Origin of the sequence: Pseudoalteromonas sp. HL-AS1 (assembly GCF_031198785.1) — a bacterium.
Lineage (GTDB): Bacteria > Pseudomonadota > Gammaproteobacteria > Enterobacterales > Alteromonadaceae > Pseudoalteromonas > Pseudoalteromonas distincta.
In genome coordinates, this window is record NZ_CP133569.1 from 1,869,378 (window position 1) to 1,893,240 (window position 23,863).

The window sequence follows — 23,863 nt, forward strand, 5'->3', positions numbered from 1 at the left end:
GTTAATTTTATTACTTTTTAGTAACACTTGTATCTTAAATAAAAACAAACTCATTTAAAACAAAAAACCAGCAAATTGCTGGTTTTTTATTAGGGCGTGTTGACCTTTGCGGATTGAAATTTGTTCAATCTAGGGGCGATTTAATCGCGGCGCGAGGTTTGTAACCTAGTGGGCTAAGTAAAAACCGAGCAACAAAGAGTTTATCGCCCATAGGCAGAACCCGAAGGGCAGCGCATGTTTGGCATTTATGCTGCGTTATCGCCTACTTATGGGGAGTAACCACACTTCATAGGCTCTGCCTTGCCTAAAAACCAAACATACTGCTGCAAATTCAATCACCAAAGATCAACACGCCCTAGGTTTAAACAATTATATTATTAACTCATTGCCATCATCATTGCCGAAGGATTTTCTAAGTACGATTTCCATAGGTTATTAAAGCGTGCAATAGTGCCGCCATCAATAACACGATGATCGCCAGACCAACTCACTTGCATTATCGCTTTACTCACAACTTGGCCACTTTCATCAAAACGCGGTAAGTGCTGCAGTTTACCCAATGCAACAATAGCTACTTCTGGTTTATTAATTATAGGGGTCGCAATAGTGCCACCAATCGCACCAATGTTAGAGATACTAATTGTCCCACCTTTTAAATCATCAGGTGCAACACGCCCTTCTCGCGCTGAGTGAGTTAAGCGGGTTAAATCATTAGCCACATCGACAATGCTCTTACTCTGGCACGACTTAATATTAGGCACTAACAAGCCAATTTTTGAATCAACTGCTATACCAATATTATGATCGTTATAATAGGTAAGCTCTGAGCAATCATCATTCACTTTTGAATTCAGTACAGGGTACTCTTTCATTGCTAGCGAGAGTGCTTTTACAAAAAATGGCATCATGGTGAGCTTTACGCCTTGTGCTTTGTACTGCTCTTTTAAGGAGCTGCGCAAAGCTATAAGCTGTGTTAAGTCTATTTCATCACTAAACGTAAAGTGCGGAATAGTTGAAACCGAAGCTACCATTTGCTTGGCCATGGCCGCTTTAATGCCTTGAATTTGCTCTACTCGTACGCCACCGCTTTGATTCTGTGTTTGGTTTTTTACTGCACTTTGAGAAGCATCGCTATTAAGCGGTGAAGTATCAATAGTATTTGGCACTTCGCCTTTTACAAACTCTTCAATATCTTGCTTGTAAATACGGCCATTTTTTCCACTACCTGGTACACAGGTTAAATCAACATCTAGCTCACGTGCTTTACGACGAACTGCAGGGGATGCAACCGCTTTTTGATTGATAACCTTTGCAGCTTGCTGCGTTTCAACTGGGGCAACTTTTTCAGCGACGGCATTAGTTTGAGCCTTTACGACCGCTTGGTTTATATCAACATTTGGCTTTACTGCACTGCCTGCAATTGTCATTTGAAACAACGGGCTGTGTACTTTTGCTATTTCACCTTTTTGGTAATATAGTTTTTTTACTGTGCCTGTATATTTTGCCGGAATTTGTACTAATGCTTTGTCGGTCATTACGTCACAAACCGCTTGGTCTTCTTCTATTTCATCGCCTTCTGCGACTAACCAATCAACAATCTCACATTCGACAATACCTTCACCAATATCAGGTAGTATAAAGTCCTCAACTACATCAGATGCATTGTTATTAGTTTGATTTTCAGCTTGAACTGGCTCTTCTACTACTTCATTACTAGTACTATCACCAGTTACATCCATAGCAAATAAAGGAGCATGTACTTTAGCAATTTCACCTTTTTGATAATATAGCTTTGAAATAATGCCATCATGCACTGCCGGAATTTGTACTAATGCTTTGTCTGTCATCACATCACAAATTGGCTGATCCTCAGATACGGTATCGCCTTCTTGTACTAGCCATTCAACTACTTCGCATTCAACAATGCCTTCACCAATATCGGGTAATATAAAATCTTTCGCCATGGTAACCCCTAAAAATCCATTGATTGTTTAATTGCAGCCAACACTTTTAGTGCATCCGGTACGTATTCTTTTTCAAGTGCCAACGGGTATGGTGTATCTAGACCACATACACGTAAAATTGGCGACTCTAAATGCAAGAAACACGCTTGTTGTATTGTTGCTGCTATTTCGGCACCAAAGCCATTAGTTATAGGCGCTTCATGGCTCACGATTAAACGACCGGTTTTAATAACCGATTTAGCAATCGTTTCAACATCCCATGGTAAAATACTACGAAGGTCAATAACTTCACAGCTTATACCTTGCTCGCTTGCTTGCTGTGCTGCCTCTTCAATAATCTCCATTTGAGCACCCCACGCTAAAAGCGTAATATCGGTACCCTCTTGTACTACTTCAGCCGTGCCTAATTCAATACTATAATCTTCTTCTGGCACTTCGCCTGTTGATGCACGATATAAACGCTTAGGCTCAAAAAATATGACAGGGTTATCATCTTTAATAGAGGCACGTAATAACCCCTTAGCTTGATAAGGGTTACGCGGTACAACCACTTTCAAGCCCGGTGTATGTGCAAAATAAGCTTCGGGTGATTGCGAGTGGTATAAGCCACCAGCAATACCACCGCCATAAGGCGTACGAATAGTTAAGTTACCCACATTAAATTCATTACCACTGCGATAACGAAATTTAGCGGCTTCATTTACTATTTGATCGAACGCTGGGAATATATAATCAGCAAATTGAATTTCTGCCAATGCAGGCGCACCAAAAGCCGCTAAGCCATTAGCAAAGCCTAAAATACCTTGTTCGGTTAAAGGCGTATTAAAAACGCGATGCTTACCGTACTTTTCTTGCAAACCTGATGTTGCTCTAAATACACCGCCGAAGTAACCAACATCTTCGCCAAAAATACAGGCTTGAGGGTGTTCGTTCATCGTAATATCGAGGGCAGAGTTAATTGCGTGGAGCATGTTCATTTTAGCCATTACTTAATTCTCCCTGCGGTTACTGGGTAAGCATCTGGATGCTGTTTTATATGATCTTTTAATTGCTCGTACTGGCGTTGCAATAAGGGAATTGGAGTATCGTAAACGTCAGATACCAATTCTTCTAAAGCAGGCTTGGCAACAACTTCAGCACGCTTAAGCGCTGCTAAAATTTCTTCACGAATCGACTCTTTTGCTTTTATGTCGTCCTCTTCGTTTAACCAATCTTGCTTAACCAACCATTTTCTAAATTTATCAATAGGACAGATTTGATTATTTGCCTCTTCATCTTTAGAGCGATAACCACTGGGATCGTCTGATGTAGAATGCGCGCCTAATCGATAAGCAATCGATTCAATAAGCACAGGCTCACCTTGTGTTGAGGCTATTTCCCGTGCTTTTTTAGTCGCTGCATACACTGCAAGTGCATCTGTGCCATCAACACGAATTGTTTTAATACCATAACCTACACCACGCGACGCAATACCATCGCCTTTAAACTGCTCATCAGCAGGGGTAGATATGGCATAGCCGTTATTACGTGCAAAAAATATAACCGGCGCTTTGTGAACAGCCGCCATATTTAAGCCCGCATGAAAGTCACCTTCTGATGCAGCACCTTCACCAAAGTAACAAATAGTCACGTTATCAATTGTGCTTGCAAGCTCACCTGTTTTAGCGTCGATATGCTTTATTTTTTGACCATATGCATAACCTGTGGCCTGTGGTATTTGCGTACCCAGTGGCGATGAAATCGTCATGTAGTTTAGCGCTTTAGAGCCATAATGGATTGGCATTTGGCGACCTTTACCTAAATCCAATTCATTTGAGAACATTTGGTTCATAAATTGATCGAGCGTAAAACCACGATAATGCAGTGCTGCTTGTTCACGATATTGGGCCATGATCATATCGTCTTGATCAAGTGCAGCAGCAGAGGCTGTAACTGCGGCTTCTTCGCCTAGGCATTGCATATAAAAACTAACACGACCTTGGCGCTGCGCGCCTTGCATACGTTCATCTAACAAACGTATAAAACGCATTGTTTCATATAACTTAATAGCGGTATGTTTTGAAATATTAGGTGCGGTTGCACTAGGATGAATGTCGCCGTCCTCAGTTAAAATACTAAGGGTTGGAATATTAAGTGCTTGGCCATCAATAAATTCAAGCGCGTGGTTAATATTCAGCGATACGTTATTTGGATTACTCATAACCTACCTTCTTTTGTTGTCGGTAAAACAGTGCCCCTTTAAATTATTATTGTGGGTGATTGTTGCTGGTTAAACTTTGCAACATCTGCACTATCTTTAATTAAAGCTGCCAACACTTTACGTTAACGTAAAGTGTTATTCAACACATCTGGGACGAAACAAAAGCAAATACAGGTTAAATAAGTGGCAAGTTAACGATACGGTTACTTTAATTAATAGTAATCATATAGTTAACTTGAAGTCATCAGTGGTCTGATGAGTTTAATTAGACGAAATTGCTATCAATATCCATTGGAATAACGGTAAGCAGTGCTCTTTGGCCTAATGCTACGCTCGCATTTGGAAATATAATAGCCTCACCTTCAACGTCAGCGTAAATCGCTGTATCACCGTCGGTTGCAAGTAGTTCACCTTTCGCAAAGCCAGTAAAGTTCTCAGCATCATCAGAAAAAGGGAAACTAAAATCATCCTGCGTTCTATTAATTGTGCGGTGCACTGCAAATAACTCAAACTCACTTGCATTAAAATCAGGGTATTTAACTTCATTTTGGCTAATTAATGCAGTTAATGTTTGCTTTGTTTTTTCAAAGCGGGCCATATCATTTTGGCCAAATGGCTTAACCTGACCCAGCTCTACCGTAAACGAGTCCGCACCATGAACAAACGACGAATAATAGCTAAACGTTGTTGCGGGTGATTTCATCATAAGTACGGTATTTACACCACAGCTCAATAAAAATTGTAACTGTGACTTTTTCCATGGCTTACCATGTAAAAATGGATACACAGCAAATTTTTCGTTTTTAGAGCCTCTAATTGCAGTGTGTAAGTCGTAATGACATCGGCTACTGCCTTGCTGGCCACGTGCATAAAAGTCACTTACGTATTGCTCAAGCTTTGCAGCGCGGTTTCGTTCATTATTCATTGGTACACCTTCAACTGTATGGTGACCATTAAATAATCTATTTAAGTTTTCTTCTACAAAACGCAGGCCAATATTAATTGATTGTGGATTACCATAAATAAATAAAACACGCTGTTTAAGGACTAGCTCACCTTTTATAATTTGTTTAATGAGCGCATCACAAATTTCAATTGGCGCAGTTTCGTTACCGTGTACAGCGCTTGAATAAATTACATCTTTGCTTGTTTTGACAGCAGGTTGAAACTCAATTACACCGGTATCGTGTATATTTACACAAGTTCCATTATCTAAAACAAATTCACCTGCATCTAAATGCCATTCGTTATTACGGCTAAGCGTTAAAAAATCGCCTGTTTGTTTTAATTCATTTAAGTAAGATGGATTGGCTGACATGTAATAAGCCCTTTAAAAATAATGTGAGAGTAAACTCTTATGCATACATATGCACAAGATAAAGGTATAGAAACAAAAACGGCTGAATAAATCAGCCGTTTTAAAATAGTTTAAGCAGTGTTAGCTGATCACAGAATCGACTAACTTTTTAGCTTCTTTTTCAAGTAACGCTAAATGCTCTTCACCTTTAAATGATTCAAGGTATATTTTATAAATATCTTCAGTACCTGATGGACGCGCTGCAAACCAGCCATTTTCAGTGACCACTTTTAAACCACCAATTGCCGCATCGTTACCTGGTGCATGAGTCAGTTTTTGCAAAATAGGTTCGCCAGCAAGTGTATCTGCTTTAACATCAGAAGCACTCAATGCTTTTAAACGTGACTTTTGGCCGCTTGAGGCCGGTGCATCAAGACGTTTGTAAATTGGAGAACCAAACTCTTGTTCTAGTTCTTTATAAAGCGCTGATGGTGTTTTACCTGTTACTGCAAGTATTTCTGCAGCGAGTAGTCCCATAATAAAGCCGTCTTTATCTGTACACCATACAGAACCATCAAAACGTAAGAATGCAGCACCTGCGCTTTCTTCGCCACCAAAGGCAAGCTTGCCTTTGCTTAAGCCTTCAACAAACCATTTAAAGCCTACGGGTACTTCTTTTACTTTTCGATTATTGCGCGCTGCTACTTTATCGATCATAGAGCTAGAAACCAGTGTTTTACCAATCTCTACTGTTTCATTCCAATCACGGTGTTTAAGTAAGTAATCAATTGCCACTGCTAAAAAGTGGTTTGGATTCATTAAACCATCTGGCGTTACAATACCGTGGCGATCGTAGTCAGGGTCGTTACCAATAGACACATCAAAATCATCTTTTAATGCAATAAGGTTCGCCATTGAATAAGGTGATGAACAATCCATACGAATTTTGCCATCTTTATCAAGTGGCATAAAAGCAAAACGTGGGTCAACAACATCATTAACAACGGTTAAATCTAAATTATATGTTTTAGCAATAACAGGCCAAAAATTAATACCTGAACCACCTAGTGGATCGATACCAATTTTGATACCTGCATCGCTAATGACTTTTAAATTAACGATATTTGCTAAATCATCAATATAAGGAGTCATTAAATCTTCGTAGCGAATAAAGCCTGAACGTGAAGCTTTAGCGAATGGGAATAACTCAACTTCGACCAAGTCTTCTAATAAAAGTTGATTTGCTCTGTCTTCAATCCATTTAGTAACGTCGGTGTCAGCAGGTCCGCCATTAGGTGGGTTATATTTAAAGCCACCATCTTCAGGAGGGTTATGCGAAGGCGTAACAACAATCCCGTCTGCAAGCTCATTTGGGTGTAGCTTGTTATGGCTAACTATGGCGTGGCTGATAACTGGCGTTGGTGTAAAGTCACCGTTTTCTTGCGTTATCACTTGCACTTCGTTAGCAACTAAAACTTCAATAGCTGAATTAAATGCAGCCTCACTCAGTGCGTGTGTGTCTTTACCTAAAAATAACGGACCAAAAATATCATTTTGTTTTCTATAATCACAAATAGCCTGAGTAATCGCTAAAATGTGTGACTCGTTAAATTTAACATCGTAAGAACAACCACGGTGGCCTGATGTACCAAAAGCAACACAATGCTCTGGATTTTGTTCAAGATCAGGTTCGTTTAAGTAATACGCAGATACTAATTTAGGTACGTTAACCAGTGCTGATTGTGGAGCAGTTTTGCCTGCGCCTGAGTGAATAGCCATTATATTTCCTTACAGGTAATCGCGAATTTTTTCAGCTTGCTCTGCACTATATCCAAGGCAAAGAGCAACTTCATGAAGCATCATTTTTTTACGCGTTGTATTAGAATTTGTCATAACCCAATATTCACTATCAGTTATGTTTTTAGGGTTCATACTACTACCGCTATTTACTAAGGCTTCTTTACTAGTAGCAAAGTAAACACGGTCACGCCCTTTTATATCTAGTACAGCCGAAAAATCAGTTTTATGTGTGCGGTAAAATGCACTTAAAATAAACAAAAAGCGCCCAACAACACCCTTTTGCATTGCCAGCTCTTCTTTATTTAATACATTAAAAACATTATCGCTTTTTTGCTTCACGGGTGCGTGAGCTACAGGCGTTTGTTTTTTTGAAGTCTCAGCAGCAGGTGGCTCTGAGCTTTTTAATGTGGCGGTAGACGTAGTCGCAGTTTGATTATTTTGAGTTAGTTCTACGTTTGCGGTTTGAATTTTTTCGCCGCTCAGATTTAATAAACGACGTAAAATAGTGGATGCACTTTCACCAATACTTTGCGTATTGCTTGCAATATACTGATATAACTCGTCGTCTATGTCGATTTGTTTCATGTTCTTCCTGTCATTACGGGTCACATTTTTTTCTCCCGTGTGATTATACCCAAACCAATCAGAAATGCGAGTTACAACAAGCACTCCCGTAAACATATTAATATTTACTTGATTGTTGTTGATTTAACGAACAAAAGCCCAATTTAATAAATAGTCGCTGTATTTTTTGCTTTTTAGAGCAATGCTCGGCAAACTATGGCGAAATTTTCAGGAGGCGTGTATGCAGTTAAATTACAAGCAACAAGGGCAAGGCCCTAATGTTATTTTGATCCACGGACTTTTTGGATCATTAGAAAACCTAAATGTAATCGCAAAACCATTAAGTGAACACTTTAATGTTATTAACGTTGATTTACGCAACCACGGGCTTTCTCCTCATAGTGATGAAATGAACTACCCTGCAATGGCTCAAGATATTGTCGAGTTATTAGCACATTTAAACATAGATAAAGCTCATTTAGTTGGACATTCTATGGGTGGGAAAGTCGCAATGGAATTAGCACTAACACACCCTGAACTGGTAAATAAATTGGTTGTACTTGATATCGCACCTGTTAGTTACCCTGCTCGCCACACAAAAATATTACAAGCACTAAAAGCAGTTTCAACGCAGTCAATAGATGATAGAAAGCAAGCTGATGCAATTATGCAGCCTTTTATCGAAGAGCTTGGAGTTCGACAATTTTTACTTAAAAGCCTCGCCAAAAATGAAGAAGGTCATTTTGCATGGCGATTTAACCTAAATGTGCTTGATGAAAAATATTCGACAATCACGTCCAATGTTAATGAAAACAATTCTTGTTTATGCGATACTCTTTTCATTAAAGGTAATGATTCTGACTATATATTGCCCGAGCATCGTACTGCAATTACAGCACGCTTTAAAAACACCAAGGCTAAAATTATTCATGGCGCAGGTCATTGGCTTCATGCTCAAAAGCCTCTTGCTGTTAATAAAGCGATAAATGACTTTTTAACTGCGGTTTAAAGCAATTTTAATCGCGTGTTTTTGATTCAGCGCACTAAATATATGAATATTTATATGCTATAGTACGCGCCGTTTAATTTAAAGGTTATACGTTGATGGTCAGTCAGTTAATTAACGAATTTGATACCCTAGGGTTGTATTTTGGCTTAGCCGGTATTTTCATATTCATCGGCATGGCAATTAAAGACGTACTAAAAAGTGGCAATGTACCAAAGTTCGGACAATACATTGTTTGGGGTGTGCTCTTTTTAGGTTGTTCAGGCTTTATTGCTAAAGGGCTTATTCAAGTATTTTGGCAAGGCGCAGGTGTAGGTTAAGCATGGCGAAGTCAGAAACAGATAGAACTACACTCGATTTATTTGAATACGAAAAACGCCCAGGCAGACCTAAAACCAATCCCCTTTCTCGGGATATGCAGTTAAAGGTAAATAAACGTAATCAAATAAAAAGAGATAAAGCACGTGGTTTAAAGCGTGTTGAATTTAAAGTTTCATCGCAGTTATATCAAGCATTGAGTGATATGGCAGATGCACAAAATATTAGCCGCAGTGCGCTGATTGAAACGATTTTACAAGAAAGATTGGCTATTGATACATAAAAGGTTTTAAATCCATGGCAAGTGTAGGCATTTTTTTCGGAAGTGACACAGGTAACACAGAACACGTAGCAAAAATGATCCAAAAAGAATTGGGTAAAAAGCTAGTGGCTGTTCATGATATTGCAAAAAGCTCTAAAGAAGAGATTGCTGAATTTGATTTAATCTTATTCGGTATCCCTACTTGGTACTACGGTGAAGCTCAATGTGACTGGGATGACTTTTTTCCAGAACTAGAGGAAGTAGACTTTGAAGGTAAACTTGTTGCTATTTTTGGTTGTGGTGACCAAGAAGATTACGCTGAGTACTTTTTAGATGCAATGGGCATGATCAACGATATTGTTACTGAACGTGGCGCTATTGTTGTGGGCCATTGGCCAAGTGAAAGCTATGACTTTGAAGCATCTAAAGGAATGGCTGATGATAAGCACTTTGTAGGTTTGGGTATCGACGAAGACCGTCAACCAGAGCTTACAGAACAACGTGTTAAAGCATGGTCTGCTCAAGTATATGAAGAAATGTGTTTAAGTGAATTAGCTGACTAATTTACTGCATATATCGCTAGCTGTTTAAATAATTATCAAACAGTTAGCGTTTTAAGCTTTAGAGGCAATATAAATCAATTGTTCTTTGCACTTAACGCTTAGGCACGTTATCCTGTTTGTTGCTAATGTGTCGTGTACATCTTTGCAAGATGTCTAGTATAACCAAATAAAATTGAGACAGATTTAATGACTGATCATAACTTGGAACTTAAAAAAGCCGGTTTAAAAGTAACTTTACCGCGTATTAAAATATTAGAGATTTTACAATCTCCAGATAACCAACACATCAGTGCTGAAGATGTTTACAAAATTCTTTTGGATCTAGGTGAAGAAATTGGTCTTGCAACTGTATACCGCGTACTTAACCAATTTGATGATGCGGGTATTGTAAGCCGTCATCACTTTGAAGGCGGAAAATCAGTATTTGAACTTTCTGGAAGCACTCACCACGATCATTTAGTATGTTTGAAATGTGGCAAAGTGGTAGAGTTTGAAGATGACATGATTGAGCGTCGTCAACTAGAAATTGCTGAAGAAAATGGTATTACTCTTACAAACCATTCTTTGTATTTATACGGTGAGTGTAATGATAAAGCAGCGTGTAAAGAATTTAGCGACGCTAACAGCTAATATCGCTTTTAAAAGCAATAAAAAAACCTGCTAAGTGCAGGTTTTTTTGTGCCTAAAAGACAATAGTAATAAATATACCCAGTAAATCCTGGGGATACTAAACCTGAACTCTGGTTAAGAGATTTACCAACGTATTGAATCATGGTGATATTCAAATTTATTTTCTCTAGCCAGAGATTTTAAGTGAAAACAAGGCGAATTCACGCGTCAATAGCTGGCCTATTGCAAGTAAATTCAACGCAGTTAGCGCTGAAAATAGCTGCTCGAGATAGATTTATTATCCAGAGTTCAGGTTTTTTAGATATTACTTATTGAGTTTTAGACCATGAATCGCGAAGACCCACGGTTTGATTAAATACAACGTTCTCTGATTTAGAATCACGAGAGAAATAACCTGTACGCTCAAACTGAAAGCCCTGCTCTGCTTGTGAATTAGCAAGCGATGGTTCTAATTTAGCATTAGGTAAAACAACCAGTGACTCCGGGTTTAGCGTAGTTTCAAATTCCTCTGCAGCTGCTGGATTTGGTACGCTAAACAAGCGGTCGTATAAACGAACTTCTGCACTAATAGACTCTGGTGCTGAAACCCAATGAATAACACCTTTTACTTTACGACCATCACTTGGGTTTTTACCAAGTGTTTCGCTGTCGTAAGTACAGAAGATAGTTGTGATTTCGCCATTTTCGTCTTTTTCAACACGCTGCGCTTTAATAACATAAGCACCACGTAAGCGTACTTCTTTATCAAGTACTAAACGTTTGAATTTGTTATTCGCTTCTTCTTTAAAGTCTTCTCGTTCAATATAGATTTCACGAGTAAATGGAACATCACGACGCCCCATTTCTTCTTTATTTGGGTGATTAGCCACTGATAAAGTTTCAACTTTATCTGCATCGTAGTTTTCAATAACGATTTTAACAGGATCGAGTACAGCCATTGCACGTGGTGCATTTTCGTTTAAGTCTTCACGGATACAGGCTTCAAGCATGCCCATTTCAACCATATTCTCTTGTTTTGTTACACCAATACGCAAACAAAATTCACGAATTGAACCTGGTGTATAACCACGACGACGTAAACCTGCAATAGTAGGCATACGAGGGTCATCCCACCCTTCTACATAGTTATTTACTACTAAATCATTTAGCTTACGCTTTGACATAATAGTGTATTCAAGATTTAAGCGCGAAAACTCAATTTGCTGTGGGTGACACTCTAAACTAATGTTATCAAGTACCCAGTCGTATAAACGACGGTTATCTTGAAACTCTAATGTACATAATGAATGTGTAATACCTTCAAGCGCATCAGAAATACAGTGAGTGAAGTCATACATTGGGTAAATGCACCACTTGTCTGCTGTTTGGTGATGATGAGCAAAACGTACACGGTAAATAATTGGATCGCGAAGCACCATAAATGAGCTTGCCATATCAATTTTAGCACGCAATACACATTCACCTTCTTTGAATTCGCCAGCGCGCATTTTTTCAAATAACGCTAGGTTTTCTTCAACTGAAGTATCTCTATAAGGACTGTTTTTACCTGGCTCTTTTAATGTACCGCGGTACTGTCGTGCTTCGTCTGCAGTTAAAAAACAAACGTACGCTAAGCCTTTTTCAATAAGCCCTACTGCGTAACCATATAAAGTATCAAAATAGTTAGAAGAATACTTTATGTCGCCATCCCAATTAAAGCCTAACCACTGTACATCCTCTTTAATAGAGTTAACGTAGTTAATGTCTTCTTTTTCAGGGTTTGTATCGTCAAAACGTAGGTTACATAAACCGTTGTAGTCTTTTGCGATACCAAAATTCAAACAAATTGATTTGGCATGGCCAATATGTAAAAAACCATTTGGCTCAGGTGGAAAACGTGTATGCGTTGTCGCATGTTTGCCACTTGCTAAGTCTTCATCAATTCGGGTTCTAATAAAGTTACTTGGGCGATTCTCAATTTCCGCCATAGGAGTGTGATCCTCTAAATATTACGTAATAACAAAACTAATGCATTATTACAAAAACATACAATAACATACAGCAATAGATTAAGGTTTATTTTAGATATTGATTAACTTTAATCCACTTGTTCAATTGTTTATGAATAAAATTTGTTTTAACGCAACATTTAGGTCATCAAAGCCAATTATAGTAGCTAAATAACCTACTTTATAAGGATTCTAAGATGGCGACACTTAATCAACACCGTGTATATATTCCAACTAATGCACGCGCTAACCACTATTTATTGGCTGAAATAATACCTAATGAAGCATTTTATAATAGCTTTAGCACTATAAACTGTTGCTATGAGCGTATTGCGCGTCAATTATTTGCATGTTGTGATGAGTATGAACTGCATAATGTACATTTATTAGCAAACGATAAACTACCGGTTGTACGCTTTCATGATGAGTCATATCAATTAGAAACCGACAAGCAGATGTTGTTTTTTTATAACCCTCGTTATCACGAGGCACATAAAATTTATTACTCACCAGATATAAAAAGCAAGAAAATACGTTTCTTGTTTTTAGCCACGGGTGAAGACTTACGTGCAAACTCAGCTTTGTTTCACAATAGAGTGCAAAAAGTATTAAACTTACTCCAAGAACAGTTATTTATAAATCAGCCCCAATTTAAACTTCGCGATCACCAACATCTAACTTACGATTTATTTGCTAAAGATAAGGGAAATAAAGAGAGTTATGGATATAAACTCAGAAGCCTCTACCCTCGTTATCAATCAAGGCAATGTAATATCCCTAGTGACTATGCTGAAATGACTTACGCAACATTTACCATTGCGGTTTCTCGGGCCATCAAAACACAGTTTCAAACAATAGTGAACAATAACGATGTGGAAAAGTTTTATGATTACTTTGCAGATAGTTTTAAACGCGCATGTGAACAAAACAAACTAACACACGGTGCAATGGTAGCTAATGGCGCAATACCCATTGTCCGAAACAGTAAAATAGATAAAAATGAAGGTAATGCAGAGTTACAAAAGTTGAGCTTTGATGTTGAATCAAATGAAAATCAAATTAAATATTTTTATGAAGCAACAAAATTAGTAGAAACACTACATTTTGTTATTGTAGCAACGCAGCAGGATAAACATGAAATTGGTTATGGCCGCTTTATGAACCAAGTAGAGAAAACAATTCATGCATTATGTAACGAGCTGGCCATAAATAAACAACGACAAGATTTGTCTGTACGCTTTTTTCAGCATATTAGTTATCCGTTCTAAATTTACCTCAATAACAAAAAGGCCCGCATAAGCGGGCCTTTTCAAAGGAAACAAGCAATTACCAGCCTGTTTTCTCTTTAAGTGCTTTACCGATTTCAGCAAGTGAACGTACAGTTTTTACGCCCGCAGCTTCTAATGCAGCAAATTTCTCATCAGCAGTACCTTTACCGCCTGCGATGATTGCGCCAGCGTGACCCATACGCTTACCTTCTGGTGCAGTAACACCAGCAATGTAAGATACTACAGGTTTAGTTACGTTAGCTTTGATGTACTCTGCAGCTTCTTCTTCTGCAGTACCACCAATTTCACCAATCATTACGATTGCTTCAGTTTGTGGATCTTTTTCGAACATTTCTAGAACGTCGATAAAGTTAGTACCTGGGATTGGATCACCACCAATACCAACACACGTAGACTGACCAAAACCAGCATCAGTAGTTTGCTTAACCGCTTCGTACGTTAAAGTACCAGAGCGAGAAACAATACCTACTTTACCAGGTTTGTGGATGTGACCAGGCATGATACCAATCTTAGTCTCACCAGGAGTAATAACACCTGGACAGTTAGGACCGATCATACGAGTACCTGTTTGATCTAGTTTAACTTTAACGTCAACCATATCAAGCGTAGGGATACCTTCAGTGATACAAACAATCAGCTCGATGCCAGCATCGATAGCTTCTAAGATTGCATCTTTACAGAAAGGAGCTGGTACGTAGATAACTGAAGCAGTTGCGCCAGTTTCTTGAACAGCATCACGAACTGTGTTGAATACAGGAAGACCAAGGTGCGTTTGACCGCCTTTACCTGGGCTTACACCACCAACCATTTGTGTACCGTACTCAAGCGCTTGCTCTGAGTGGAAAGTACCTTGGCCACCAGTGAAACCTTGACAGATAACTTTTGTATCTTTATTGATTAATACAGACATTATTTGCCCTCCGCAGCAGCAACAACTTTCTCAGCAGCGTCTGTTAGTGATTCAGCAGCAATGATATCTAGACCTGAGTTCTTAAGAACTTCACGACCTAATTCAGCATTAGTACCTTCTAAACGTACAACTACAGGTACATTTACGCCAACTTCTTTAACTGCGCCAATGATACCTTCAGCAATCATGTCACAACGTACAATACCGCCAAAGATGTTTACTAAAACAGCTTTAACATTATCGTCAGAAAGGATGATTTTGAATGCTTCAGAAACACGTTCTTTAGTCGCGCCGCCGCCAACATCTAGGAAGTTAGCCGGTTTGCCGCCGTGTAGGTTTACGATGTCCATAGTACCCATTGCTAGGCCTGCACCGTTAACCATACAACCAACATTGCCATCTAGAGCAACGTAGTTAAGCTCGAAGCTTGCTGCGTGTGCTTCACGTGCATCTTCTTGAGATGGATCGTGGAACTCACGGATTTTAGGTTGACGGTAAAGTGCATTACCATCAATACCGATTTTTCCGTCAAGACAGTGAAGGTTACCTTCGTCTGTAATTACTAACGGGTTGATCTCAAGTAGTGCGAAATCAAAATCAGTAAACATGTTACCAAGACCCATAAAGATCTTAACAAACTGCTTCATTTGTACTGGGTTAAGACCCAATTTGAAGCCTAGTTCACGTGCTTGGTAAGCTTGAGGACCCACTAATGGATCAATTTCAGCTTTGTGGATAAGCTCTGGTGTTTCTTCTGCAACAGTTTCAATTTCAACGCCGCCTTCAGTAGACGCCATGAAAACTACTTTGCGAGATGCACGGTCAACTACTGCACCTAGGTACAATTCGTTAGCAATGTCAGTACAGCTTTCAACTAAAATTTTAGCTACTGGCTGGCCTTTCTCGTCTGTTTGGTAAGTAACTAGGTTTTTACCCAACCAGTTAGCTGCAAACGCTTTTACTTCGTCGATAGTTTTTACTAGCTTTACACCGCCAGCTTTACCACGTCCACCTGCGTGAACCTGAGTTTTAACAACCCACATATCACCGCCGATTTTTTCAGCAGCTGCTGCAGCTTCTTCAGGTGTATCGCAAGCGAAACCCTGAGAAACTGGTAAACCATATTCGGCAAAAAGTTGTTTTGCCTGATACTCATGCAAATTCATGATGCTTTATCCAATTTTTTATACTAAAAGAGCTGAATATTTTTTCAAATAAACAACTATCCCAAATTGCGCACCTAGTATAGATCCCAAGGCTTAACATGAAAACCCCAGTAAGACCAAAGGCGCAAAAAAAAAGCTGTGAATGTTCATTCACAGCTTACATTTCATACAACTAGATTAAACATCTAGCAATAAGCGAGTTGGATCTTCAAGTAACTCTTTAATAGTCACTAAGAAACCAACTGATTCTTTACCATCAATGATACGGTGGTCATAAGAAAGAGCTAAATACATCATAGGAAGTATTTCTACTTTACCATTTACAGCCATCGGACGGTCTTGGATTTTATGCATACCCAAAATTGAAGACTGTGGCAAGTTAATGATAGGTGTAGATAGTAATGAACCAAATACGCCGCCATTAGTAATAGTGAAATTACCACCGGTCATATCTGCAAGCGTTAGCTTACCATCACGACCTTTAAGTGCTAATTCACGAATACCCTTTTCGATTTCAGCAACAGATAGTTTGTCACAATCTTTAAGTACTGGAGTAACTAGACCACGTGGAGTAGATACTGCAATGCTGATATCAAAATAGTTATGGTAAACAATATCGTCACCATCAATTGATGCATTAACATCTGGGAAGCGTTTAAGTGCTTCAGTTACCGCTTTCACGTAGAAAGACATGAAACCTAAACGAATACCATGACGCTTTTCAAATACTTCTTGGTACTGCTTACGAAGGCTCATGATTGGTTCCATGTTCACTTCGTTGAATGTTGTTAACATTGCAGTTGAATTTTTAGCTTCAAGAAGACGTGTAGCAATCGTTTTACGTAGGCGAGTCATAGGAACACGTTTTTGAGTACGATCGCCCATCGGTGCTGCAGGAGCAGAAGCTTCTGCTTTTTTAGCCGCTGGCGCTGGTGCTTTTAAGAACGTATCAACGTCTTCTTTAGTTACACGGCCATTTTTACCCGTGCCGTTAATTTTAGAAGCGTCTAAGCCTTTCTCAGCAATTAAACGACGAACTGATGGTGTTAACACATCTGAACTTTCGCTAGAATCTGCCGCTGGCGTTTCGTCTGCTTTTGCAGCTGGAGCCGCTGGTGCACCGCCTGCTTTAACCGAACCAATTACTTGCTCGCCTAGTACAGTATCGCCTTCGTTGTGAATGATATCACCCATGATGCCATCTTCTTGAGCTACTACTTCAAGAACAACTTTATCTGTTTCAATATCTACCAAGTTTTGGTCGCGTGTTACTGCGTCACCTGGTTGTACATGCCATGTAGCAATTGTTGCGTCTGCAACTGATTCTGGAAGTACAGGTACTTTAATGTCCACTTCTTTACCTTCTGATGCTGGTGCTGATTGCGCCGCTGGCGCGTCATCTGATTTAGCTGGTGCTGATTCTTCTTTAGATGAACCTTCACTTGCTGGCGCTGCATCAGCATCACCAAGTAAACCCATAACTTGATCGCCAAGTACGGTTGCACCTTCTTCTTGTGATATTTCTGTAATTACACCGTCATGCTGTGCAACAACTTCTAAAACCACTTTATCTGTTTCAATGTCTACTAAGTTTTGATCGCGAGTTACTTTGTCGCCAACACTTACATGCCATGTAGCAACGGTAGCATCTGCAACCGACTCAGGAAGAACAGGAACTTTAATTTCTGTGCTCATTGCTTATCCTTTATTTTCTATAGTAAGCGCGTCGGCAACGAGCGCTTGTTGTTCTTTAGTATGTACTGACATGTAACCACACGCTGGTGATGCAGACGCTTTACGTCCTGCATATTTTAATTTAGCACCTTGTGGGATTGCATCAATAAAGTGATGTTGTGAACAGTACCATGCACCTTGGTTTTGTGGCTCTTCTTGACACCATACAAAATCAGTTACGTGTTGGTAACGTTCCATAATTGTTTGCATTTCGTCATGTGGGAACGGATATAACTGCTCAACACGAACAATAGCAATATTATCTTGCTCAAGCTTACGACGCTCTTGTAATAGTTCGTAATAAACTTTACCACTACAAAATACAACGCGTTCGACTTTCTCAGGGTTAATATCATCAACTTCGTCGATCATATTATGGAAAACACCATGCGATAGCTCTTCAAGCGATGAAGTTGCAAGAGGATGACGAAGCAACGACTTAGGCGTCATAACAATCAACGGACGACGTAGTGGTCGAACTGATTGACGACGAAGCATAGCGTAAACTTGTGCAGGAGTAGATGGAACACATACTTGCATGTTGTGATCAGCACATAGTTGTAGGAAACGCTCTAAACGAGCTGAACTATGTTCTGGACCTTGTCCTTCGTAGCCATGTGGTAACAAAATTGTAAGACCACATAAACGGCCCCATTTTTGCTCACCAGAACTTAGGAATTGGTCAAATACAACCTGTGCACCGTTGGCGAAATCACCAAACTGTGCTTCCCAAAGCACTAATGAAGTAGGCTCTGCAGTTGCATAACCGTATTCAAAAGCAACAACAGCTTCTTCAGATAAAACAGAATCAAATACTTCAAAAGTACCTTGATCTTCGCTTAAGTGCTGTAGAGGTGTATAAGTAGCGCCGTCTGATTGACTGTGAACAACAGCATGACGATGGAAGAATGTGCCACGCCCTGAATCCTGACCAGTTAAACGAATGTCAGTGCCTTCAGTTGCGATTGTTGCATAAGCAAGTGTTTCTGCCATCCCCCAATCTAGAGGTTTCTCACCAGAAGCCATTAATTTACGATCATCGTAAATCTTTTTAACGCGTGACTGTGCTTTATATTGCTCTGGGTAAGAAGCGATTTTCTCACCGAGTGCTTTGAGCTCTTCAACAGGTACGCTGGCATCGTAAGCAACATCCCATTCATGGCCAACATACTTTGCCCAATCTGAAGAATGCGATGTCTCTGGTTGAATTTCTGAAACAACACAGTTGCCTTCGTCTAATGCATTACGGTACTCATCAGCAAGTGCTTTTATTTCTTGTTCAGAAAAAGAGCCTTCAGCTATAAGTTGGTCTGCGTATATTAAACGTGGAACTGGGTGTTTTTTAATTTTTTGGTACATAACAGGCTGAGTTGCATTAGGCTCATCAGCTTCATTGTGACCATGGCGACGGTAACATACTAAATCGATTACTACGTCACGTTTAAACTGGTTTCTGAAATCAAGTGCAATTTGAGTAACAAATGCAACTGCTTCAGGGTCATCAGAGTTAACATGGAAGATAGGTGACTGAACCATTTTAGCAATGTCAGTACAGTAATCAGTAGAGCGTACATCGTCTTGTTTTGATGTAGTAAAACCAACTTGGTTATTTACAACAATACGAATACTACCACCACAACTAAACGCGTTAGTTTGTGATAAGTTAAACGTTTCTTGTACAACACCTTGGCCTGTAACCGCAGAATCACCATGAATTGTAATTGGTAAAGCTTTAATACCAGAACTGTCACCTAAGCGGTCAAGACGAGCACGTACTGAGCCCATAACAACTGGGTTTACAATTTCAAGATGAGACGGGTTAAATGCAAGCGCCATATGAACATTGCCACCTTTAGTAGCAAAGTCAGATGAATAACCCATGTGGTATTTAACATCGCCAGAACTTAATGTTTCTTTATGTTTACCAGCAAACTCATCAAATAATTCTGATGGATTTTTACCAAGTACATTTACAAGAACATTTAAACGACCACGGTGAGCCATACCAATAACAGCTTCTTGTTGGCCGCTTTCACCAGCGCGGTGAATAAGCTCTTTTAACATTGGAACTAACGCATCGCCACCTTCAAGTGAGAAACGCTTAGCACCTGGGAACTTAGCCCCTAAATATTTTTCAAGTCCGTCAGCAGCAGTTAATCCTTTTAGGATACGCAGCTTTTCGTCTTTTTCGAATTTTGGCCTAGACTGGACAGATTCTAAACGCTGTTGTAACCAACGCTTTTCCTCTGTTGATGTGATGTGCATATACTCAGCGCCAATTGAACCACAATATGTAGTTTTTAGTGCTTGGTATAGTTCACCTAAAGGCATAGTATCGCGGCCTACGGCAAACGATCCTACGTTAAACTCGCGGTCAAAATCACTTGAAGATAAGTCGTGGTACTCTAGCTCTAAATCTCGTACACGCTCTCGTTGCCAAATACCTAATGGATCTAGGTTTGCATTTTGGTGTCCACGAAAACGGAAAGCATTAATAAGTTGTAGAACTTTAACCTGTTTAAGGTCACCGCCACTACCCTCTGCTACCACTACTTCTCTATGCTTGTTTTTTGCAAGCTGTGCAAACTGCGTTCGAACTTCTGAATGTTTTACTTCAACATCCACACCATCAACTTTAGGTAATTGTTCGAACACTTCTCGCCATTCATCTGGCACAGAAGTCGCATCGTCTAAATACGCTTCATAAAGCTCTTCTACATAAGCAACGTTGCCGCCGTTTAAATGTGAAGATTCTAGCCATGCCTTCATCACACCTTCGTGCATTTATAAGCCCTTTTCTTTAGCGCAGAAATTAATAGTTATCATAACAAGATGGCTAATAATCTGTATTAGCCATCTTACGTTTACTAAGTAATCAAACCGCTCGGTTTAATAACATAGATTTGATTTGCCCAATTGCTTTAGTCGGGTTAAGACCCTTAGGACAAACGCTAACACAGTTCATGATACTGTGGCAACGGAACACACTGAACGCATCGTCTAAATCCGCTAAACGTTCTTCAGTTGCTGTATCTCGGCTATCAGCTAAGAAACGGTAAGCGTGAAGAAGGCCTGCTGGACCAATGAACTTGTCTGGATTCCACCAGAACGAAGGACACGATGTCGAACAACATGCACACAAAATACACTCATATAGCCCATCTAATTTATCACGCTCTTCAATAGATTGAAGACGCTCGCCTGCTGCAGGCTGATCATTAATTAAATAAGGTTTAACTTTTTCGTACTGAGTGTAGAACTGACTCATGTCAATAACAAGGTCACGAACCACAGGTAAGCCTGGTAACGGACGTACTACAATTTTACCTTTGCCATTTTTTTGTAGCGTAGATAAAGGAGTAATACATGCTAAACCATTTTTACCATTCATGTTAACACCATCAGATCCACACACACCTTCACGGCATGAACGACGAAAAGATAGTGTAGGATCTTGTTCTTTTAAAAGAATAAGTGCATCTAACACCATCATGTCGTGACCTTCCTCTGTTTGCAAGGTGTATTCTTGCATACGAGGAGCGTTGTCAACATCTGGATTATAACGATAAACTGAAAATTGTACTTGTGCCATCGTCTATCTCCTAGTAAACACGTGCTTTAGGTGGGAAAGCTTCACGCGTTTTAGGCGCATAGTTTACATCACGCTTACTCATTTCATCCGTTACAGGATTGAATACTGAGTGACATAACCAGTTTTCGTCATCACGATCTGGGTAGTCAAAGCGAGAATGTGCACCACGGCTTTCTGTACGGAAGTTTGCAGCTACTGCAGTTGAGTAAGCTGTTTCCATTAAGTTACCTAGTTCAAGACATTCGATACGCTGCGTATTGAAGTCTGATGATTTATCATCAAGACGAGCATGTTGCAGACGTTCACGAATTTCTTTAAGTTCTTGAAGACCTGAAGCCATTGAATCGCCTTCACGGAATACCGAGAAGTTAAGCTGCATACATTGCTGTAGATCTTTTTTGATTTGAACTGGATCTTCACCTTGGCCAGCCGTTGAATTTTCCCAACGGTTGTAACGTGCAAGAGACGCTTCTAAATCTGACTCTGAAGCCGCTTTTGACACTTCAACATCTTTAAGGTATTTACCTAAGAAGTTACCAGCAGCACGGCCAAATACAACTAAATCTAGTAATGAGTTACCACCTAAGCGGTTTGCACCGTGTACAGATACACATGCAATCTCACCAACAGCAAATAAACCTTCAACTACTTTTTCGTTGCCTTGAGCATCGATTTGTAGTGCTTGTCCATTTACGTTAGTAGGAACACCACCCATCATATAATGACAAGTAGGAATTACTGGAATTGGTTCTTTAGCTGGATCAACGTGAGCGAAAGTTTTAGCTAGGTCACATACGCCAGGAAGACGTAGGTTAAGCGTTTCTTCACCTAAATGGTCAAGTTTCAGCTTGATATGAGGACCCCAAGGACCATCACAACCACGACCTTCACGGATTTCAGTCATCATTGAACGCGCAACAACATCGCGAGACGCTAAGTCTTTTGCGTTTGGTGCGTAACGTTCCATGAAGCGCTCGCCATCTTTATTTAAAAGATAACCGCCTTCACCACGACAACCTTCAGTTACTAGCGTACCAGCACCTGCAATACCCGTTGGGTGGAACTGCCACATTTCCATGTCTTGCATAGAAATACCAGCGCGTGTTGCCATACCAACACCGTCGCCGGTGTTAATGTGAGCATTTGTTGTTGATGCGAATATACGACCTGCACCACCAGTGGCTAATACAACTGCTTTAGATTTGAAGAAAGTGATTTCACCTGTTTCAATCTCAATTGCTGTACACCCTACTACATCGCCATTGTCGTTTTTAACTAAGTCAAGTGCATACCACTCAGAGAATACATTTGTTTTGTTTTTAACGTTTTGTTGATATAGAAGATGAAGTAAAGCATGACCAGTACGGTCAGCAGCAGCGGCAGTACGTGCAGCTTGTTCACCACCAAAGTTTTTCGATTGACCACCGAAAGGACGTTGGTAAACACGGCCATTTTCAAAACGAGAAAATGGTAGTCCCATGTTTTCTAATTCAGTAATAGCTTCTGGGCCAGTTTGACACATGTATTCAATAGCGTCTTGGTCGCCGATAAAATCGGAACCCTTAACGGTATCGTACATATGCCATTCCCAGTTGTCTTCGTGTGAATTACCTAGCGCTACTGTAATACCACCTTGAGCAGATACAGTGTGTGAGCGCGTTGGAAATACTTTAGATATTAATGCACACGTTTTGCCAGATTCTGTAATTGCTAAAGCAGCGCGCATACCAGCACCACCTGCACCAATTACTACGGCGTCAAATTCACGAACAGAATATTTCACTTAAACACCCCATAAAACGATTAGACCAATAGCTACGTAAGCAACGGCCATTAGGTTTAAAACAAAACCTAAAACAGCACGCAACTTCGAACACTTAACATAGTCTGTAAGAACTTGCCAAAGGCCAATGCGGGTATGAACCATAATGCAAATAAGGGTAATTAAAGTAAACCCTTTCATTGCTAGGTTAGAGAAGAGGCCTGTCCAGGCTTCGAAAGTGACTTCTGGCGTCGCTAAAAAATAGCCGATAATAAAAATCGCGTACGCGCTGATTATTAATGCCGTGGTACGTAAAGATACGAAATCTTGTACACCATCACGTTTTAGAGTTGCTTGATTTAAAACCATATCCACACCCCTGCCAATACGGCAAACACAACACCAAGAGCCATTGATACTTTAGCGCTGAGGTTACCTGATTCAAGTTCTTCCCAATGTCCCATATCCATAATCATATGACGGATGCCACCAATAAGGTGATAACCTAATACAGAAACAGTGCCCCAAGCTATAAATTTGGCAATGAATCCGTTAAACAGACCCTTGACGAATTCAAAACCTTCAGCTGAAGAGAGAGACTCAGACCAAGCCCAAATGACAAACGTTAAAGCAAAAAACAATGCAACACCGGTGACGCGGTGAAAAATTGAAGCTTTAGCCGTTGCCGGCATAGATATAGTTGTTAGATCTAGATTTACAGGTCTTTGCTTTTTCACAGTTACTTGCCCATCTTTGCTCACAGTGGAGCTCATCTACTTGTTTTTCTAAAAACCCACCAAATATTACTGATGGAACTA

21 protein-coding genes are annotated in these 23,863 nt (G+C 39.9%); 6 read left to right on the forward strand and 15 right to left on the reverse strand.

Going from position 1 to position 23,863, the window contains the following annotated elements; genetic code table 11:
- Positions 1-377: 377 nt before the first annotated feature.
- The 6 genes from RB214_RS08760 to seqA form a co-directional block, all read right to left on the reverse strand.
- Positions 378-1,964, reverse strand: a complete 1,587-nt coding sequence (locus RB214_RS08760; RefSeq protein WP_309166126.1) for a dihydrolipoyllysine-residue acetyltransferase — start codon at positions 1,962-1,964, stop codon at positions 378-380.
- Between the two features lie 8 nt (positions 1,965-1,972).
- Entirely contained in the window at positions 1,973-2,950 is a 978-nt protein-coding gene (locus tag RB214_RS08765; protein WP_002962936.1) for an alpha-ketoacid dehydrogenase subunit beta, read from the reverse strand.
- Entirely contained in the window at positions 2,950-4,164 is a 1,215-nt protein-coding gene (locus tag RB214_RS08770; protein WP_309166129.1) for a thiamine pyrophosphate-dependent dehydrogenase E1 component subunit alpha, read from the reverse strand. Before RB214_RS08770 ends, RB214_RS08765 begins: the two co-directional genes overlap by 1 nt.
- Positions 4,165-4,429: 265 nt before the next feature.
- Complete coding sequence (gene astE / locus RB214_RS08775; RefSeq protein ID WP_149602584.1) at positions 4,430-5,482, reverse strand: succinylglutamate desuccinylase; 1,053 nt, start codon at positions 5,480-5,482, stop codon at positions 4,430-4,432.
- A gap of 120 nt (positions 5,483-5,602) precedes the next feature.
- Entirely contained in the window at positions 5,603-7,240 is a 1,638-nt protein-coding gene (gene pgm, locus RB214_RS08780; RefSeq protein WP_309166133.1) for a phosphoglucomutase (alpha-D-glucose-1,6-bisphosphate-dependent), read from the reverse strand.
- A 9-nt stretch (positions 7,241-7,249) separates the two neighbouring features.
- Entirely contained in the window at positions 7,250-7,846 is a 597-nt protein-coding gene (gene seqA / locus RB214_RS08785; protein ID WP_039487971.1) for a replication initiation negative regulator SeqA, read from the reverse strand.
- A 220-nt stretch (positions 7,847-8,066) separates the two neighbouring features.
- Here seqA and RB214_RS08790 point away from each other — a divergent pair, with 220 nt between their 5' ends.
- From RB214_RS08790 to fur, 5 genes are all read left to right on the forward strand, one after another.
- On the forward strand, positions 8,067-8,834 hold the full coding sequence (locus tag RB214_RS08790) for an alpha/beta fold hydrolase (protein WP_138489112.1): 768 nt from the start codon (positions 8,067-8,069) through the stop codon (positions 8,832-8,834).
- A 95-nt stretch (positions 8,835-8,929) separates the two neighbouring features.
- The gene (locus RB214_RS08795; protein WP_002962930.1) at positions 8,930-9,151 is read left to right on the forward strand and encodes a DUF2788 domain-containing protein; all 222 of its coding nucleotides are present in this window, start codon (positions 8,930-8,932) and stop codon (positions 9,149-9,151) included.
- A gap of 2 nt (positions 9,152-9,153) precedes the next feature.
- Positions 9,154-9,432 (forward strand): LexA regulated protein, encoded by a 279-nt coding sequence (gene ybfE, locus RB214_RS08800; RefSeq protein WP_002962928.1) that lies wholly within the window; start codon positions 9,154-9,156, stop codon positions 9,430-9,432.
- Between the two features lie 14 nt (positions 9,433-9,446).
- The gene (gene fldA, locus RB214_RS08805) at positions 9,447-9,974 is read left to right on the forward strand and encodes a flavodoxin FldA (protein ID WP_007586856.1); all 528 of its coding nucleotides are present in this window, start codon (positions 9,447-9,449) and stop codon (positions 9,972-9,974) included.
- Between the two features lie 186 nt (positions 9,975-10,160).
- Entirely contained in the window at positions 10,161-10,604 is a 444-nt protein-coding gene (fur, locus tag RB214_RS08810) for a ferric iron uptake transcriptional regulator (protein WP_002962922.1), read from the forward strand.
- A 308-nt stretch (positions 10,605-10,912) separates the two neighbouring features.
- On the opposite strand, the gene glnS is transcribed toward fur, so the two are convergent.
- Positions 10,913-12,571 (reverse strand): glutamine--tRNA ligase, encoded by a 1,659-nt coding sequence (gene glnS / locus RB214_RS08815; RefSeq protein WP_309166147.1) that lies wholly within the window; start codon positions 12,569-12,571, stop codon positions 10,913-10,915.
- 218 nt (positions 12,572-12,789) lie between these two features.
- Here glnS and RB214_RS08820 point away from each other — a divergent pair, with 218 nt between their 5' ends.
- Complete coding sequence (locus RB214_RS08820; protein WP_039487976.1) at positions 12,790-13,860, forward strand: DUF3083 family protein; 1,071 nt, start codon at positions 12,790-12,792, stop codon at positions 13,858-13,860.
- A 58-nt stretch (positions 13,861-13,918) separates the two neighbouring features.
- On the opposite strand, the gene sucD is transcribed toward RB214_RS08820, so the two are convergent.
- The 8 genes from sucD to sdhC form a co-directional block, all read right to left on the reverse strand.
- The gene (sucD, locus tag RB214_RS08825) at positions 13,919-14,791 is read right to left on the reverse strand and encodes a succinate--CoA ligase subunit alpha (RefSeq protein ID WP_002961811.1); all 873 of its coding nucleotides are present in this window, start codon (positions 14,789-14,791) and stop codon (positions 13,919-13,921) included.
- Positions 14,791-15,957 (reverse strand): ADP-forming succinate--CoA ligase subunit beta, encoded by a 1,167-nt coding sequence (gene sucC / locus RB214_RS08830; protein WP_002961809.1) that lies wholly within the window; start codon positions 15,955-15,957, stop codon positions 14,791-14,793. The genes sucD and sucC overlap by 1 nt, the downstream gene beginning before the upstream one ends.
- 177 nt (positions 15,958-16,134) lie before the next feature.
- Positions 16,135-17,652 (reverse strand): 2-oxoglutarate dehydrogenase complex dihydrolipoyllysine-residue succinyltransferase, encoded by a 1,518-nt coding sequence (gene odhB / locus RB214_RS08835; protein WP_165723478.1) that lies wholly within the window; start codon positions 17,650-17,652, stop codon positions 16,135-16,137.
- A 3-nt stretch (positions 17,653-17,655) separates the two neighbouring features.
- Entirely contained in the window at positions 17,656-20,475 is a 2,820-nt protein-coding gene (sucA, locus tag RB214_RS08840; protein ID WP_309166150.1) for a 2-oxoglutarate dehydrogenase E1 component, read from the reverse strand.
- Between the two features lie 91 nt (positions 20,476-20,566).
- Entirely contained in the window at positions 20,567-21,283 is a 717-nt protein-coding gene (locus RB214_RS08845; protein WP_002961804.1) for a succinate dehydrogenase iron-sulfur subunit, read from the reverse strand.
- Between the two features lie 10 nt (positions 21,284-21,293).
- Complete coding sequence (gene sdhA, locus RB214_RS08850; RefSeq protein WP_309166154.1) at positions 21,294-23,066, reverse strand: succinate dehydrogenase flavoprotein subunit; 1,773 nt, start codon at positions 23,064-23,066, stop codon at positions 21,294-21,296.
- Positions 23,067-23,414 carry a succinate dehydrogenase, hydrophobic membrane anchor protein gene (gene sdhD / locus RB214_RS08855; protein WP_002961798.1) on the reverse strand — a complete coding sequence of 116 codons (348 nt, stop codon included), beginning with the start codon at positions 23,412-23,414 and terminating at the stop codon, positions 23,067-23,069.
- Positions 23,405-23,782 carry a succinate dehydrogenase, cytochrome b556 subunit gene (gene sdhC, locus RB214_RS08860; protein ID WP_122975019.1) on the reverse strand — a complete coding sequence of 126 codons (378 nt, stop codon included), beginning with the start codon at positions 23,780-23,782 and terminating at the stop codon, positions 23,405-23,407. Before sdhC ends, sdhD begins: the two co-directional genes overlap by 10 nt.
- Between the last annotated feature and the right edge of the window lie 81 nt (positions 23,783-23,863).